The sequence below is a fragment of the Micromonospora sp. NPDC049047 genome, assembly GCF_040649135.1.
Taxonomy (GTDB): Bacteria; Actinomycetota; Actinomycetes; order Mycobacteriales; family Micromonosporaceae; genus Micromonospora.
Genome location: NZ_JBEZEY010000019.1, coordinates 48,897 through 63,134 on the forward strand (window position 1 = coordinate 48,897; position 14,238 = coordinate 63,134).

The window sequence follows — 14,238 nt, forward strand, 5'->3', positions numbered from 1 at the left end:
GACTACCGTGTAAGGGCGGACACGTCGGAGGGACGGCAATGGCACGAGCGCGCAGCACGGACGTGGAACGGTCGCTCGGGCGGCGGATGCGGGGCGCGGCCGGCCTGGCCGCGCTGGCCGGCCTGGCCTGGGTGGCCCGGGACGTGCCGGCGGCGCTCGGTGGCCGGCTCAGCGGTGCCCGGGCCGAGCGGGCGGCCCGCTCGCCCCAGTTTCGCGACGGCACCTTCCACAACCGGGCCGGCACCCGCACCACAGTCACCGAGCCGGGCCGCAACCTGCTCCGCGAGCTGATCTTCGGCAAGCAGAAGAGGAGGCCCACCGCGCCCGTGCCGCTGCTGCGCCCCAGCTCGGCGGCGAGCGCCGACGCCGCCGACGAACTCACCATCGTCTGGTACGGGCACGCCTCGACGCTGATCGAGATCGAGGGCCGGCGGGTGCTTGTCGACCCGGTCTGGAGCGACCGCTGCTCACCGTCCGGCCTGGTCGGCCCGCGCCGGCTGCACGAGCCGCCGGTCGGCATCGACGAGCTGCCCCCGCTGGACGCCATCCTCATCTCGCACGACCACTACGACCACCTCGACATGCCCACCGTGCGGGCGCTGCTGGCCGGGCAGTCCGCGCCGTTCCTGGTGCCGCTCGGGGTGGGCGCGCACCTGGACCGCTGGGGCGTACCGGCCGAGCGGATCATCGAGCTGGACTGGTCCGAGTCGCACCAGGTCGCCGGGTTGGAGATCACCGCCACCGCCGCGCAGCACTTCTCCGGTCGCGGGTTGCGCCGCGACGGCACGCTGTGGAGTTCGTGGGTGGTGGCCGGGGCCCGCCGCAAGGTCTTCTACACCGGCGACTCCGGCTACTTCGACGGGTACGCGGAAATCGGCGCCGAGCACGGCCCGTTCGACGTGACGCTGATGCAGATCGGCGCGTACGACCGGGCGTGGCCGACGATCCACATGTTCCCCGAGGAGGCGGTCGACGCCCACCTCGACCTGCGCGGTGGGCTGTTCGTGCCGGTGCACTGGGCGACGTTCAACCTGGCCCTGCACGACTGGGCCGAGCCGGTGAACCGGTTGTGGGCCGAGGCCAAGGCCCGCGACGTGCGGCTCGCCGTGCCCCGCCCGGGCGAGCGGGTGGTGGTCGACGAGCCGCCCGCCGTCGACGGTTGGTGGCAGGCCGTCGCCTGAGGCAGCCCGTCAGAGCACGAACGCGTCGGTCCAGAGTGCGCCGGAACGGCCGGAGAGCGCGTCCAGCATGGCCACCGCCTGACCGTCGGTGAGCTGCGCGACGAAGTCCACGATGGCCCGGCCCCGAGCCCGGCCGATCCGGTCCGGGGTGCGCGGGTGCAGCTCCGCCTCGGCCAACTCGACCAGGTCGTGCAGCCGGCGGGGCAGCCGGGACTCCTCCTCCGGGTCGAGCAGCCACTCCCAGAGCGCCTCGACCAGGGTGCCCAGCAGTCGGGCCTGGCCGCGCTGGTGCAGGGCGAGATCCGGACGGGCCAGCACGAAGCGGTGGTGGACGAACTTGAGCACCTGGACCTCGTGCCACTGCGCGCAGCCCAGCAGCACGTGCCCGGAGCGCACCGACGGCTTGTCGGTCACCGCGATCGCCTCGACGAAGCGGGTGGACCAGCGGGCGGAGAACCGCGCCACGTACTGCTCGGCCTCGATCGAGCCGTCGAACGGCATCGCCAGCAGCCCGTCGACAAGCTCCTCACGGACGTGCTCGACGGCGGCGGCGAACGCCTCGTCGTCGGCGATCCAGGCGTCCTTGCGGTGCAACTGCCGACGGAGCCGCTCGATCGCGGCACCGGGTCGTCGGGCCGCGGTGGCCAGCGCCGCGTCGGTGATCGCCCGCAGTTGTCCGCTCTCGCGTTGCCAGGCCATCAGCTCGGCGGAGACCGAGCCCTGCTGGAGCACACCGACCCGGTAGAAGTCCTCCACGTCGTGGATGGCGTACGCGATGTCGTCGGCGGTGTCCATCACGGACGCCTCCACTGTCTGCTGCCAGTCCGGGATGCGACCGACGAACGGCTCCCGCGCCTGCCGCAGGTCGTCCAGCTCGGTGCGGTACGCGCCGAACTTAGACGAGCCGCTCTCCGGGTCGTCCGGCGGCGGGGTGGCTCCCCGCGGCGGTGGGTCCATCGTGCGCGGGTGCGGATCGGGGTAATCAAGCCGGGTCCACGGGTATTTCAGCATCGCGGCCCGGACCGCCGCGGTCAGGTCCAGCCCGGTGGTGGCGGCGCCCCGGATCTCGGTGCTGGTGACGATCCGGTACGACTGGGCGTTGCCCTCGAACCCGTCGGCGAGGCCGAGGCGCTGACGGGCCAGCCGGTCCAGCACCCGCTCGCCCAGGTGCCCGAACGGCGGGTGGCCCAGGTCGTGGGCGAGCGCCGCGGCCTCCACCACGTCGGGGTCACAGCCGCCGAGCTTGTCCAGCAGGTCACGGGAGCGCTCGTCGGTCGTCAACCGCTCGGCGATCGACCGGGCGACCTGGGCGACCTTCAGGCTGTGGGTGAGCCGGTTGTGCACCAGCAGGCCGGAACCGACCGGGCTGATCACCTGGGTGACGCCGCCGAGGCGGGCGAAGAACGGCGAGCCCACGATCCGGTCCCGGTCGGCGCGGAACGGGTCGGCGGCGAGGTCGCCGAGGGCGCGGGCGCTGCCGCCGAAGAGTCGGCGGGCGCGCGGCTCCGCAGGTGTTTCCATGATCGCAACGCTAGCGCAGGCCCGGCGGGGCCGTCCCGGGGTCGCCCGGCACAATGCAGGGCGGTACCCGCTCTCTGAGGGCGGATCGAGTCGAAGGCGGATCGAGATCGTGACCCAGTCTGTTCATCAGCGGATCGCCGACGAGCTCGGCGTGGCCGAGCGTCAGGTGCGGGCGGCAGTGGAACTGCTCGACGGCGGCGCCACAGTGCCGTTCATCGCCCGCTACCGCAAGGAGGCCACCGGCCTGCTCGACGACACCCAGCTGCGCACCCTTGAGGAGCGGCTGCGCTACCTGCGCGAGCTGGACGAGCGGCGGGCGGCGGTGCTGGAGTCGATCCGCGGCCAGGGCAAGCTGGACGAGGCGCTGGAAGCGCAGATCATGGCGGCCGACTCGAAGTCCCGGCTGGAGGACATCTACCTGCCGTACAAGCCGAAGCGGCGGACCCGGGCGCAGATCGCCCGCGAGGCCGGGCTCGCGCCGCTGGCCGAGTCGCTGTTGGCCGACCCCAGCCAGGACCCGAAGGCCACCGCCGCCGGGTTCGTCGACGCGGAGAAGGGCGTCGCGGACGCCGCCGCCGCGCTGGAGGGCGCCCGCGCGATCCTGATCGAGACCTTCGCCGAGGACGCCGACCTGATCGGCACGCTGCGCGAGCAGATGTGGTCGCGGGGCCGGCTGGTGTCCCGGGTACGCGACGGCCAGGAGACCGCCGGCGCCAAGTTCGCCGACTACTTCGACTTCTCCGAGCCGTACCCGAAGCTGCCCTCGCATCGGATCCTGGCCATGTTCCGGGGCGAGAAGGAGGGCGTGCTCGACCTGACCATGGAGCCGGAGGAGGCGGGCGAGGCCGACGCCGTGCCGACCGGCCCGAGCCGGTACGAGGCGGCCATCGCCGGGCGGTTCGGGGTGTCCGACGCCGGCCGGCCCGCCGACCGCTGGCTGGCCGACACGGTGCGCTGGGCGTGGCGTACCCGGATCCTCATCCACCTCGGCGCGGACCTGCGGATGCGGTTGTGGCAGGCGGCCGAGGAGGAGGCGGTACGCGTCTTCGCCACCAACCTGCGTGACCTGCTGCTTGCCGCGCCGGCCGGCACCCGACCCACGATGGGCCTGGACCCGGGTCTGCGCACCGGGGTGAAGGTGGCGGTGGTGGACGCCACCGGCAAGGTGCTCGCCACCGACACCATCTATCCGCACGAGCCGCGCCGGCAGTGGGACGCGTCGGTCGAGACCCTCGCCCGGCTGGCCGGGGCGCACGGGGTGGAGTTGATCGCGATCGGCAACGGCACCGCCTCGCGGGAGACCGACAAGCTGGCCGGTGACCTGATCAAGCGCCACCCGCAGCTCAACCTGACCAAGGTGATGGTCTCCGAGGCGGGCGCGTCGGTCTACTCCGCCTCCGCGTACGCCTCGCAGGAACTGCCCGGGATGGACGTGTCGCTGCGCGGCGCGGTCTCCATCGCCCGGCGCCTCCAGGACCCGCTCGCCGAGCTGGTCAAGATCGACCCGCGCTCGATCGGGGTCGGCCAGTACCAGCACGACCTGTCCGAGGTGAAGCTGTCCCGGTCGTTGGACGCGGTGGTGGAGGACTGCGTCAACGCGGTAGGGGTGGACGTCAACACCGCCTCCGCGCCGCTGCTCACCCGGGTCTCCGGGATCGGCGCCGGGCTGGCCGAGAACATCGTGCTGCACCGGGACGCCAACGGGCCGTTCCGGTCCCGTACCGAACTGAAGAAGGTGGCACGGCTCGGGCCCAAGGCGTTCGAGCAGTGCGCCGGCTTCCTGCGCATCCCCGACGGGGACGATCCGTTGGACTCGTCAAGCGTGCACCCCGAGGCGTACCCGGTGGTGCGCCGGATCCTCGCCAGCACCGGTCAGGACCTGCGCTCGGTGATCGGTAGGAGCGCGATTCTGCGCGGGCTGCGGGCCACCGACTTCGTCGACGACCGGTTCGGCCTGCCCACCGTCACCGACATCCTCGCCGAGTTGGAAAAGCCGGGCCGGGATCCCCGCCCGGAGTTCCGTACCGCCACCTTCGTCGAGGGGGTGGAGAAGATCGGCGACCTGACGCCGGGCATGGTGCTGGAGGGGGTGGTCACCAACGTGGCCGCGTTCGGTGCCTTTGTGGATGTCGGCGTGCACCAGGACGGGCTGGTGCACGTGTCGGCGATGTCCCGGACCTTCGTCAAGGACCCCCGTGAGGTGGTGAAGTCCGGCGACGTGGTGAAGGTCCGGGTGCTCGACGTGGACGTACCGCGTAAGCGGATCTCGTTGACCCTGCGCCTGACGGACGAGCCGGGCACTTCGCCCGACGGGACGCGGGGCGCACCGGGAGCACGCGGCGGCCAAGCCGACCAGGGCGGACGCGGCGCACCGGGCAGCCGTGGCTCCCAGGACCAACGCGGCGGTCAGGGTCGACGCGGCCAGGACCAGCGCGGTGGCCAGGGTCAACGCGGCCAGGACCAGCGTGGCGGCCAGGGTCAACGTGGCGGCCAGGGTCGACGCGCCGGCCAGCAGCAGGGCGGAGGCGGCACCGGGCCGGCGCCGGCCAACGACGCGATGGCGGACGCACTCCGGCGCGCCGGGTTGGCCTGATCGCCCACCCGGCCAAGCGGCCAAGCGGCCACGGCGTCAGCCTGCACACCAACCCAGGTCGCCGGTCCCGGGTGGCTGCCTATGGAGCTGATGTCGTAAACGAATCGCGAGTTGATGTCGCCAACGATTCAGCTCGAAAGGGCCGCAGGGAGCAACCCTGAGGCTGGCCGCGCAGCGGGACAGCGGGGGCAGGCAGGAGACGGCGGGTAGGGAAACGGCGGGCGGACAGAGCGGATGGGCCTGACAGAGCCCCGGGAGCGGCGGACGGGGTGCGCGGGGGCGGCGTGCGCGGGGCGGGAAATCGGGTCGCCCGTCCGCGAGGTTCTGGGTGATGATCTCCCGATACGGATGCATGCCGACCAGGTGGACGTGCCCGCGGAGGTGGTTGCCGCGTTGGTGGCTGGACAGTTCCCGCGCTGGCGGGGGTTGCCGGTGCGCCCCCTCCGTTCGGCCGGCACGGTGAACGCGCTGTTCCGGGTCGGCTCGGACGTCGTGCTGCGCTTTCCGCTGCGCCCCTCCACCGGCACCGAGCTGCGCGACGAGCTGCGGCAGGAGCAGGAGTACGCCCGGCTGCTCGCCGCGTACCTGCCGGTCGCGGTGCCCGAGCCGCTCGGCCTCGGTGCGCCGGGCGACGGGTACCCGGGGTGGTGGACGGCGTACCGGTTCATCCCCGGGGAGACGGCCCAGCCCGACCGGATCGACGACCTGGGCGTCTTCGCCGGTGACCTGGCCGCTGTCGTGGTCGCCCTGCACGACATCGACACCGGCGGACGGTCGTGGTCGGGGTTCGGTCGGGGCGGACCCCTGGCGGACCAGGATGCCGATGTCCGGGCCGCCCTCGCCCGGCACACCCTGCGGGCGGTGCTCGACTGAGTCGGGGCGTACCGTCGGCTCGTGGGTGAGGACGACGGCCGCGAGTGGCGGGAGCGGCAGCAGCACGCGGTGCGGGCGCACGCCGACGCGGACGCGCGGCGGCGGGCCGCCGAGCAGGCAGAGGCGGCGGAGCTGGTGGCCTGGTTCGTGGCTGAGGCCACCCGGCGCGGGCTGCCCACCACACACCTGGTCGCCCGGGGGTACGACGGGCGCGGGCGCTACCGCACCCGGCTGACCGGCTGGTACGTCGACCGGGCCGAGACCCGTGCGGTGGACGTGGCCGGCCGGTTCCACCTGCTGACCGTGCCGGGCGGCCTGCGGGCCCGGCTGTTCGGCGTCGATCCGCAGCCCAGCCCGGCGCCGCTGGTCATCGGCGCGGGTGGCCGTGACGGCGAGTCGATGCCGTTGCGGACCCTGCTCAGCCGGCTGCTGGGCGACGTGCCCGGCGGGTCCGGCGGGCCAGATTCCACCACCAGGCCTGCTGGACCAGGAGGGTGAGCAGGCCAGCCAGGACTATCGCGCACACGTTGATCACCAGCTGGAGTGCCGATCCGCCCGCCTCGTCCCACACTCCGTAGGCGACGGCAACCGCCACGTTCGCGGCGGCCGGCACCGTGGTCACCGAGATCAGCACCCCGACCAGGCTGCCCGACTTCTTCGACGTCAGGGAGAGCATGCCGGCCACGCCGGCGAGCAGACCGACCACCCAGGACAGCGCGTCCGGGCGCCAGATGAAGCTGGTGAGCGGGCGTTTGGCGAGCAGCATCTCCTCGCTCACCAGGCCGGCCGCGGTCAGCGCCCAGGTGCTCAGCACGGTCACCACCATGGCCGCCAGGAACCCGACAGTCAGGGCCTGCACCGACCGGCCGATCACGTCGAGCCGGCGGCGCAGCAGCGCCACGCAGAGGGCGGCGAGCGGGCCGAACTCGGGACCGACCACCATCGCCCCGACGATGAGGATCGGCTGGTCCAGCAGCACGCCGATGCCGGCGATCATGGTGGCCACCACGATCAGCACCAGGTAGGTGCCGGACAGCTCGGTCTGCTCGCCGGTCTTCGCCGCGATCTCGTCCCAGACCACCGCGTCGGCACCACTGCCGGGGGCGTTCTCCGCGGCCCGGTCGGCCGCCGCGGAGATGGTCAGCTCGACGTCGTCGGCGGCGATACCGCCGCTCGCCTCCACCCCGAGCTGCTGGAGGCCGCGCAGAATGCCGTCGGCGCTCTCCCGGACCACGTCGCAGAGGATCAGGTCACCCTGCGGCTGCCGGGCCGCGCCGGGCAGCACTGCCAGGTGGGTCACCCCCGCCTCCGCGGCGAGCAGGTCAACGACCTCGGCGGATCGTTCCGCCGGGGCGATCACCCTGAGGTGCAGCACTCGTTCTCCCTGTTGTACGCGGCGCACGGGCACGGCCGGCAGCACTCTAGCCGGCCGGGCTGGACGGCCGGTCCGACTGTCGGGGGACAGTCGGGTCGGTTGACCGCAGAGTTGGCGAAACCGCCTATGTGCCGCCATAGCTGCTGATACAACCATTTGGTCTTTTGACACGCCCGATCGGAGGCGCCATCCGTGGATCTGATTCACCACCGCCGGCCCGTGACACGCAGCGGCGACCCCGGCGTGCTCACCTCGATCACCCACCTCCCGGTCGGGCGCCGATGAAGCGCCCCTACGACACGGTCAAACGCGTGCTGGACGTGCTCCTGGCCGCCACCGGCCTGCTGCTCGCGACGCCGGTGCTCGCCGCGGTGGCGCTGGCCGTGCTTGTCACCATGGGTCGACCCGTGCTGTTCCGGCAGGCCCGCCCGGGTCGTGGTGGCCAACTGTTCCACCTGGTCAAGTTCCGTTCGATGACTGTGGGCGGCGCCGACGAGGCCCCGGCCAACGACGCCGCCCGACTCACCACGTTCGGCCGCTGGCTGCGGACCACAAGCCTCGACGAGCTGCCCCAACTGTGGAACGTGCTGCGTGGCGAGATGAGCCTGGTCGGGCCACGGCCCCTGCTGCCGGCCTACCTGAGCCGCTATAGCCCGGAGCAGCTGCGTCGGCACGAGGTTCGCCCCGGCATCACCGGCCTCCAGCAGGCGTACGGACGCAACGCGCTGAGCTGGGACGAACGCTTCGCGCTCGACGTGCACTACGTGCGACACCGCTCGCTCGTCCTGGACCTGCGGATCCTGCTGCGCACGGTACGCACCGTCCTGCGCCGGGAGGGGATCACCGCGGCCGGCGCGGCCACCGCCCACGAGTTCCTCGGCCCGGCCGAGCTGGCCACCGCCGGCGGTCGCGGGTCGGCAGAGGGGCGCCGGTGAGCCTGGACATCGTCATCGTCGGCTGCGGCGGGCACGGCCGAGAGGTGCTCGGCATCGTCCGGGCCATCAACGCCGCCGCCCCCGACGGTCCGGTGTGGCGGGTACGGGGCTTCGTCGACGACAAGCCCAGCGAGGTCAACCTGAAGCGGGTGCAGCGGCTGGAGGTGCCGTACCTCGGCGGCACCACCCGCCTCGGCGAGCAGCCCGCCGGCACCCACCTGACGCTCGGCATCGGGGATCCGGCCGCCCGGCGGTCGGTGGACCAGCGGCTGAGCGCGTACCGGCTGCCGGCGGCGGTGCTTGTGCATCCGGACGCCACAGTCGGCCCGGACACCATCTACGGCGAAGGCCTGACCGTGTTCCCCGGTGCCCGGGTCACCACGAACGTCACCCTCGGTCGGCACGTACACCTCAACCAGAACAGCGCGGTGGCGCACGACTGCACGGTCGGCGACCACGTCTCGGTCAACCCGCTGGGAGCGGTCTCCGGCGACTGCCGGCTGGGCGACGGTGTGCTGATCGGGGCCGGTGCCGTGGTGTTGCAGGGGCTGCGGGTCGGCGCGGGCGCCACCGTCGGCGCCGGGGCCTGCGTGGTCCGCGAGGTACCCGCCGGCACGGTGGTCAAGGGAGTCCCGGCGCGGTGAGCGCCGGTCCCCGGGCGGTCGAGGACGTTGCGGGCCGCCCTCGGTGAGCACGTCGCCGGGCGGCCGGTGGCCGGTCCCGCCGGACCACCGACCGCCCGTGCCGGCCGGTCAGTGCCGGATGCCCGCCCAGTCGTGGTGCCGGCGCACTGTGGAGAGGATGAAGTCGACCACCCGCCGGGAGGTGTCCGGCACCTGGTAGTCGGCCGGGCACGGCACACCCGCCGCGGCGACCTGCGCCACAGTCACCTCGACCGCCTCGACCACGCCCTGCGGATCCAGACCGGTCATGATGATCCCGCCCGCGTCGAGCGCCTCGGGGCGTTCGATGGACTCGCGCAGGGTCACCGCCGGGAAGCCGAGGATGGCGGCCTCCTCACTTATCGTCCCGCTGTCGGAGAGGGTGCAGAACGCGTTCATCTGCAGGTGTACGTAGTCGAGCAGCCCGAACGGGTCGTGGAAGGCGATGCCGTCGAGCGCGGTGGCGTCCGGGGCGAGTGCCTCCAGCCGCTTGCGGGTGCGCGGGTGGGTGGAGACCAGCACCGGGTGGCCCCAACGGTCGCGGACCGCCACCAGGCAGTCCAACAGTCGCCGCAGCCGGTCGGGCCGGTCCACGTTCTCCTCCCGGTGCGCGCTGACCAGGACGTAGCGGCTCGGGTCCAGCTCCAGTTGGCGGAGGATGGTCGAGGCGGCGATCGGCGCCCGGTAGTGCTCCAGCACCTCCCGCATCGGCGAGCCGGTGTGCAGGATCCGGCGCGGGTGCAGGCCCTCGGCGAGCAGGTTCCGCCGGGCGTGTTCGGTGTAGACCAGGTTGAAGTCGGCGACGTGGTCGACAAGTCGCCGGTTCGTCTCCTCCGGCACGTTGAGGTCGAAGCAGCGGTTGCCGGCCTCCATGTGGTAGACCGGCACCCGCATCCGACGGGCCATCAGCGCCGCGATGCAGCTGTTGGTGTCGCCGAGCACGAGCAGCGCGTCGGGCCGCAGCTCGGCGATCGCCGCCTCCATGCCGACCAGGACACCGCCGAGCACCCGGCCCAGCGAGCTGGTGTCCACCCGCAGGAACCTGTCGGGTTCGCGCAGCCGCAGCTCGGTGAAGAACACGTCGGAGAGGGTGCTGTCCCAGTTCTGTCCGGTGTGCACAAGCACGTGGTCGACGGTTTCGTCCAACCGGCTGAGCACCCGGGACAGTCGGATGATCTCGGGACGGGTGCCGACGACTGTCATCACTCGGGTCATGTGGTCTCCCTCCGCCTGTCACTCACCGGGCGCCCACCGGCACCCGGGGTTCGACGCCGACCGGCTCCGGCCACGTGTCGGGCCGTTCCGGGTCGAACAACTCGTTGGTCCAGAAGAGGGTGAGCAGCTCGTCCGGGCCGGTGTTTGTGATGTTGTGCGCCCACATGGTCGGCATGTCGACGACAACTGGTTGGTCGCCACTGACCGGGAACCGGACGACATCGGTGTCGCCGACGCGGCGCAGGCTGATCTCGGCGGTGCCACGCAGCACCACGAACCGCTCCACCTTGGCCAGGTGGAAGTGCTCTCCCCTGGTGATCCCGGGCCGGGTGGTGGAGCAGAAGGTCTGCCCCGCTCCCCCGTGCGCCTTGACCGTCTCGACAAGTGCCCCCCGGGCGTCGGTCCGGGTGGGCAGGGCCAGCGGGTAGTGCGCCGGGAAGCAGTGCGACCGGTAGGTGTTGAACAGCCGCACGTCGTGCCGGTCGCGCAGCGGCGGGATCTCGCCGGTGCGGTAGGTGCCGGCGTACGAGCTGAGCTGCTCGGCGAGGTCGCGGACCCCGATCCGCAGGGCCGGCAGCGCCGGGTCCCAGGAGCCGCCCGCGGCGACACCGGCCAGCCGGGCGGCGGCGTCGGTGACGTGCACCAGGTCCAGTTGCCGGTCGGCGTGCACCTCCGGCTGGCCGCCCTCGGCGAGCACCCGGCAGAAGGTGGCGACTGCCGAGTTGTACCAGGGTCGGCCGTGCTCGCCGTACAGGTTGGGCAGCAGCACGTCGTCCAGGGCCACGCCGGTCTCGGCGAGGATGCCGGCGGCGGTGGCCTTGGCGTCGCCGTAGGGGGTGCCGTTGCCGGCCTGCACCGAGTTGGCGAAGACCACCTGGGCGGGCGGCTCCGGGCAGGCCCGCAGGCCGTGGGCGAGTTGGACGGCGAGCTGGACGTTGCCGGCGGCCACGTCGGCGGGCTCACCCCGGTTGACCCCCGCCAGGTGCAACACCCGGTCCACCCCGGCGATCTTGCGGGCGACCACCGCCGGGTCGGCCAGGTCGGTACGGGTCAGCACTGTCGGCTCGGGCCAGCCGAGCGCCCGCAGCAGGACCCGCACGTGCCAGCCGAGGAACCCGCCGGCACCGGTGACGGCGAGGCTCAGCACGCCAGCACCGGATCCCGCAGCGCCAGCTCCGCCCGGATCTCCGGCAGCGACCTGAGCAACCGCACCACATCGGGTACGCCGAGTCGGGTGGCGTTCGCCGAGTTGAAGTCCTCGCCGGGCCGCTCACCCAGCTCGCCCTCGGAGATGTAGAGCGCGTAGTTGAGGTCCCGCGCGTCCAACGGCACCCGGTAGAAGTCACCGAAGTCGTCGGCCTGGGCCAACTCCTCCCGGCTGGCGAGGGTCTCGTGCGACTTCTCGCTGTGCCGTACGCCGATGATCTCCAGCTTGAACGGCACGTCGAACAACTGGCAGATGGCCTCGGCGAGATCGCTGATGGTGCAGGCGGCGGCCTTGCGGATGAACACGTCGCCGGGGCGGGCGTGGTGGAAGGCGTGCTCGACCAGGTCGACCGAGTCGGCGAGCGACATCAGGAAGCGGGTCATGGCCGGATCGGTGACGGTGGGCGCGCGACCGGCCTTGATCTGTTCGATGAAGAGCGGGATCACCGAGCCGCGCGAGTACATCACGTTGCCGTACCGGACACAGGACACGGTGGTGGCGCTGTTCGGGTTGTTCCTGGCGTACGCCTGGGCGACCTTCTCCATCAGGGCCTTGCTCATGCCCATCGCGTTCACCGGGTAGACGGCCTTGTCGGTGCTGAGCACGACGACCGAGCTGACCCCGTTGTGCGCGGCGGCCTCCACCACGTTGCTGCTGCCGAGGATATTGGTGCGCACCGCCTCCAGGGGGAAGAACTCGCAGGACGGTACCTGCTTGAGCGCTGCCGCGTGGAAGACGAAGTCGACGCCCTGGGTGGCCCGCAGCACCGTGTCGATGTCCCGGACATCGCCGATGTGGTAGCGCATCCGCTCGTCACCGATCGAGCGCCGCATGGCGTCCTGCTTGGCCTCGTCCCGGCTGAGGATCCGCACCTCGGCGACGTCCCGGTCGAGCAGTCGTCGAGCCATGGTCTGTCCAAAGGATCCGGTCCCGCCGGTGATCAGCACCCGGCGGCCCGCGGTTATCACGCTCATTGGTTCTCCCGTTCGTCACCCGACGGGCGGTTCCCACCCGTCGACCCGGCGCGGCACAGCGCTGCGCGCTGTGGCGCGGGCGCCGGTCTCCGGCGGTCAGGCGGAAGCCCCGCCGGATACGGCACCCGGGACAACGAGAGGCCCCAGCAGCAGATACGTGTTTGGCCCGCAATCGGACCAAACGAGCTATCAGGCGCTCGGGAAACATGTCAGCTTATGTGGTGATTTTGCTGTCGCAGGCGGAGGTTGGCCGGTGGCCTGCTGGGCGTGTCCTACGTGCCGCAACCCCTCGCCCGGACGGCCAGTCTTCCCCTCGCCCGACCGGTCGTCGCGGCGCTCAGCGGAGGCTCGCTTGACCCGCTCACCGCAGAAGGCCGCCGAGCTGGCCGTGTCCGTCCGCGAGTTTCGGGGTTGATCGGGGGAATGCTGGCCGACTGTCGCCTATCGGCACGGTCATCCGGTTTCGCCCGACGCCTTTGGAGGTGGGATCGTGCCGATGCCTGGTGGTCTCGGGACCGGTGGTGCCCGATGAGCGGCACCGTGTATCTGTCGCCACCCGACATCGGGCCACTCGAGGAGTCGTACCTGATCGCCGCCCTGCGCTCGGGCTGGGTCGCACCGGTCGGCCCCGACCTGCAGGCGTTCGAGCAGGACGTCGCCGCCCGGGTCGGCACCGAGGCAGCCGTGGCCGTCAACTCCGGGACGGCGGCGCTGCACCTCGCGCTGCTCGGTGTCGGTGTCGGCCCCGGCGACGTGGTGGTCGTGCCCACGCTCACCTTCGTCGCCACAGCGAACGCGGCCCGCTACATCGGGGCGCGGCCGGTCTTCGTCGACTGTGACCCCCGCACCGGCAACGTGGACGTCGCCCTGGTCGACGAGGCGCTGCGCCGGCTGCGCTCGCGGGGTGAGCGGGTCGGCGCGGTCGTTCCGGTCGACATGTTCGGCAGCTGCGCCGACTACCGCACCCTGATCCCGGTCTGCGCCGACGCCGGGGTCCCGGTGGTGGAGGACGCCGCGGAGGCGCTCGGCGCCCACCACGGGGGACGAGCCGCCGGCTCGTTCGGGCGCGCCGGCGTGCTCTCCTTCAACGGCAACAAGATCATGACCACCTCGGGCGGCGGGATGCTGGTCTCTGACGACACCGCGCTGCTCGCCCGCGCCCGCCACCTCGCCACCCAGGCCCGCGAACCGGCCCGGCACTACGAGCACCGCGAGACCGGTTACAACTACCGGCTCAGCAACCTGCTCGCGGCGCTCGGTCGAGCCCAACTGCTCCGGCTGGACGCGATGATCTCCCGCCGCCGGCAGCTACGCGATCACTACGCCAAGCTCTTCGCTCCGGTGCCGGGCGTCCGGCTGCTGGGCGTGGAGGACGCCGAGTCAAACTGCTGGCTCACCGTCATCACCGTCGAGCCGCAGCGGTGCGGCTGGCGGGCGGACGACCTGGCGACCCACCTGGCCGAGCGGGACATCGAGACCCGGCCGGTGTGGAAGCCGATGCATCTGCAACCCATGCACGCCGGCGCGGAGGCCCTGCTCACCGGCGCGGCGGAGCGACTGTTCGGCCAGGGGCTCACGCTGCCCAGCGGAAGCGCGCTTACCGAGTCGCAGATCAACCGGGTGTCCGTCGCGATCGAGGAGTTCCTGAGTCTGCGCCCGGGAGTCGGTTCGGTGTGACGAACACGTGGCGACGGAGCTGACT

At 72.3% G+C, this 14,238-nt stretch carries 12 protein-coding genes; 7 read left to right on the forward strand and 5 right to left on the reverse strand.

Annotated elements, in window-relative coordinates:
- Nucleotides 1-38: 38 nt before the first annotated feature.
- Nucleotides 39-1,181 (forward strand): MBL fold metallo-hydrolase, encoded by a 1,143-nt coding sequence (locus tag AB0B86_RS25240; protein WP_357419908.1) that lies wholly within the window; start codon nucleotides 39-41, stop codon nucleotides 1,179-1,181.
- A gap of 9 nt (nucleotides 1,182-1,190) precedes the next feature.
- Here AB0B86_RS25240 and dgt read toward each other — a convergent pair whose 3' ends face one another.
- Entirely contained in the window at nucleotides 1,191-2,702 is a 1,512-nt protein-coding gene (dgt, locus tag AB0B86_RS25245; protein ID WP_357412484.1) for a dGTP triphosphohydrolase, read from the reverse strand.
- Between the two features lie 109 nt (nucleotides 2,703-2,811).
- On the opposite strand from dgt, the gene AB0B86_RS25250 reads away from it, so the two are divergent.
- The 3 genes from AB0B86_RS25250 to AB0B86_RS25260 all read left to right on the forward strand — a co-directional run bounded on the left by AB0B86_RS25250 (nucleotide 2,812) and on the right by AB0B86_RS25260 (nucleotide 6,666).
- Entirely contained in the window at nucleotides 2,812-5,295 is a 2,484-nt protein-coding gene (locus tag AB0B86_RS25250) for a Tex family protein (protein WP_357419909.1), read from the forward strand.
- Between the two features lie 348 nt (nucleotides 5,296-5,643).
- Complete coding sequence (locus tag AB0B86_RS25255; protein WP_357419910.1) at nucleotides 5,644-6,168, forward strand: phosphotransferase; 525 nt, start codon at nucleotides 5,644-5,646, stop codon at nucleotides 6,166-6,168.
- A gap of 21 nt (nucleotides 6,169-6,189) precedes the next feature.
- Nucleotides 6,190-6,666, forward strand: coding sequence for a hypothetical protein (locus AB0B86_RS25260; RefSeq protein WP_357412491.1), 477 nt, complete (start codon nucleotides 6,190-6,192; stop codon nucleotides 6,664-6,666).
- On the opposite strand, the gene AB0B86_RS25265 is transcribed toward AB0B86_RS25260, so the two are convergent.
- Nucleotides 6,587-7,543, reverse strand: a complete 957-nt coding sequence (locus tag AB0B86_RS25265; RefSeq protein ID WP_357419911.1) for a DUF389 domain-containing protein — start codon at nucleotides 7,541-7,543, stop codon at nucleotides 6,587-6,589. The genes AB0B86_RS25260 and AB0B86_RS25265 overlap by 80 nt on opposite strands.
- Before the next feature lie 311 nt (nucleotides 7,544-7,854).
- Here AB0B86_RS25265 and AB0B86_RS25270 point away from each other — a divergent pair, with 311 nt between their 5' ends.
- Together AB0B86_RS25270 and AB0B86_RS25275 are read left to right on the forward strand one after the other, a co-directional pair.
- Entirely contained in the window at nucleotides 7,855-8,478 is a 624-nt protein-coding gene (locus AB0B86_RS25270) for a sugar transferase (protein WP_357412495.1), read from the forward strand.
- Nucleotides 8,475-9,122 carry a NeuD/PglB/VioB family sugar acetyltransferase gene (locus AB0B86_RS25275; protein WP_357419912.1) on the forward strand — a complete coding sequence of 216 codons (648 nt, stop codon included), beginning with the start codon at nucleotides 8,475-8,477 and terminating at the stop codon, nucleotides 9,120-9,122. The genes AB0B86_RS25270 and AB0B86_RS25275 overlap by 4 nt, the downstream gene beginning before the upstream one ends.
- A 108-nt stretch (nucleotides 9,123-9,230) precedes the next feature.
- Here AB0B86_RS25275 and wecB read toward each other — a convergent pair whose 3' ends face one another.
- From wecB to AB0B86_RS25290, 3 genes are read right to left on the reverse strand one after another with little or no spacing between them, the layout of a single operon-like run.
- Complete coding sequence (gene wecB / locus AB0B86_RS25280) at nucleotides 9,231-10,355, reverse strand: UDP-N-acetylglucosamine 2-epimerase (non-hydrolyzing) (RefSeq protein WP_357412500.1); 1,125 nt, start codon at nucleotides 10,353-10,355, stop codon at nucleotides 9,231-9,233.
- Between the two features lie 22 nt (nucleotides 10,356-10,377).
- Nucleotides 10,378-11,502, reverse strand: coding sequence for an NAD-dependent epimerase/dehydratase family protein (locus AB0B86_RS25285; RefSeq protein WP_357412502.1), 1,125 nt, complete (start codon nucleotides 11,500-11,502; stop codon nucleotides 10,378-10,380).
- Nucleotides 11,496-12,536 carry a polysaccharide biosynthesis protein gene (locus tag AB0B86_RS25290; RefSeq protein WP_357412504.1) on the reverse strand — a complete coding sequence of 347 codons (1,041 nt, stop codon included), beginning with the start codon at nucleotides 12,534-12,536 and terminating at the stop codon, nucleotides 11,496-11,498. The genes AB0B86_RS25285 and AB0B86_RS25290 overlap by 7 nt, the downstream gene beginning before the upstream one ends.
- 528 nt (nucleotides 12,537-13,064) lie before the next feature.
- Here AB0B86_RS25290 and AB0B86_RS25295 point away from each other — a divergent pair.
- Entirely contained in the window at nucleotides 13,065-14,213 is a 1,149-nt protein-coding gene (locus tag AB0B86_RS25295; protein WP_357412506.1) for an aminotransferase class I/II-fold pyridoxal phosphate-dependent enzyme, read from the forward strand.
- Nucleotides 14,214-14,238: the final 25 nt, after the last annotated feature.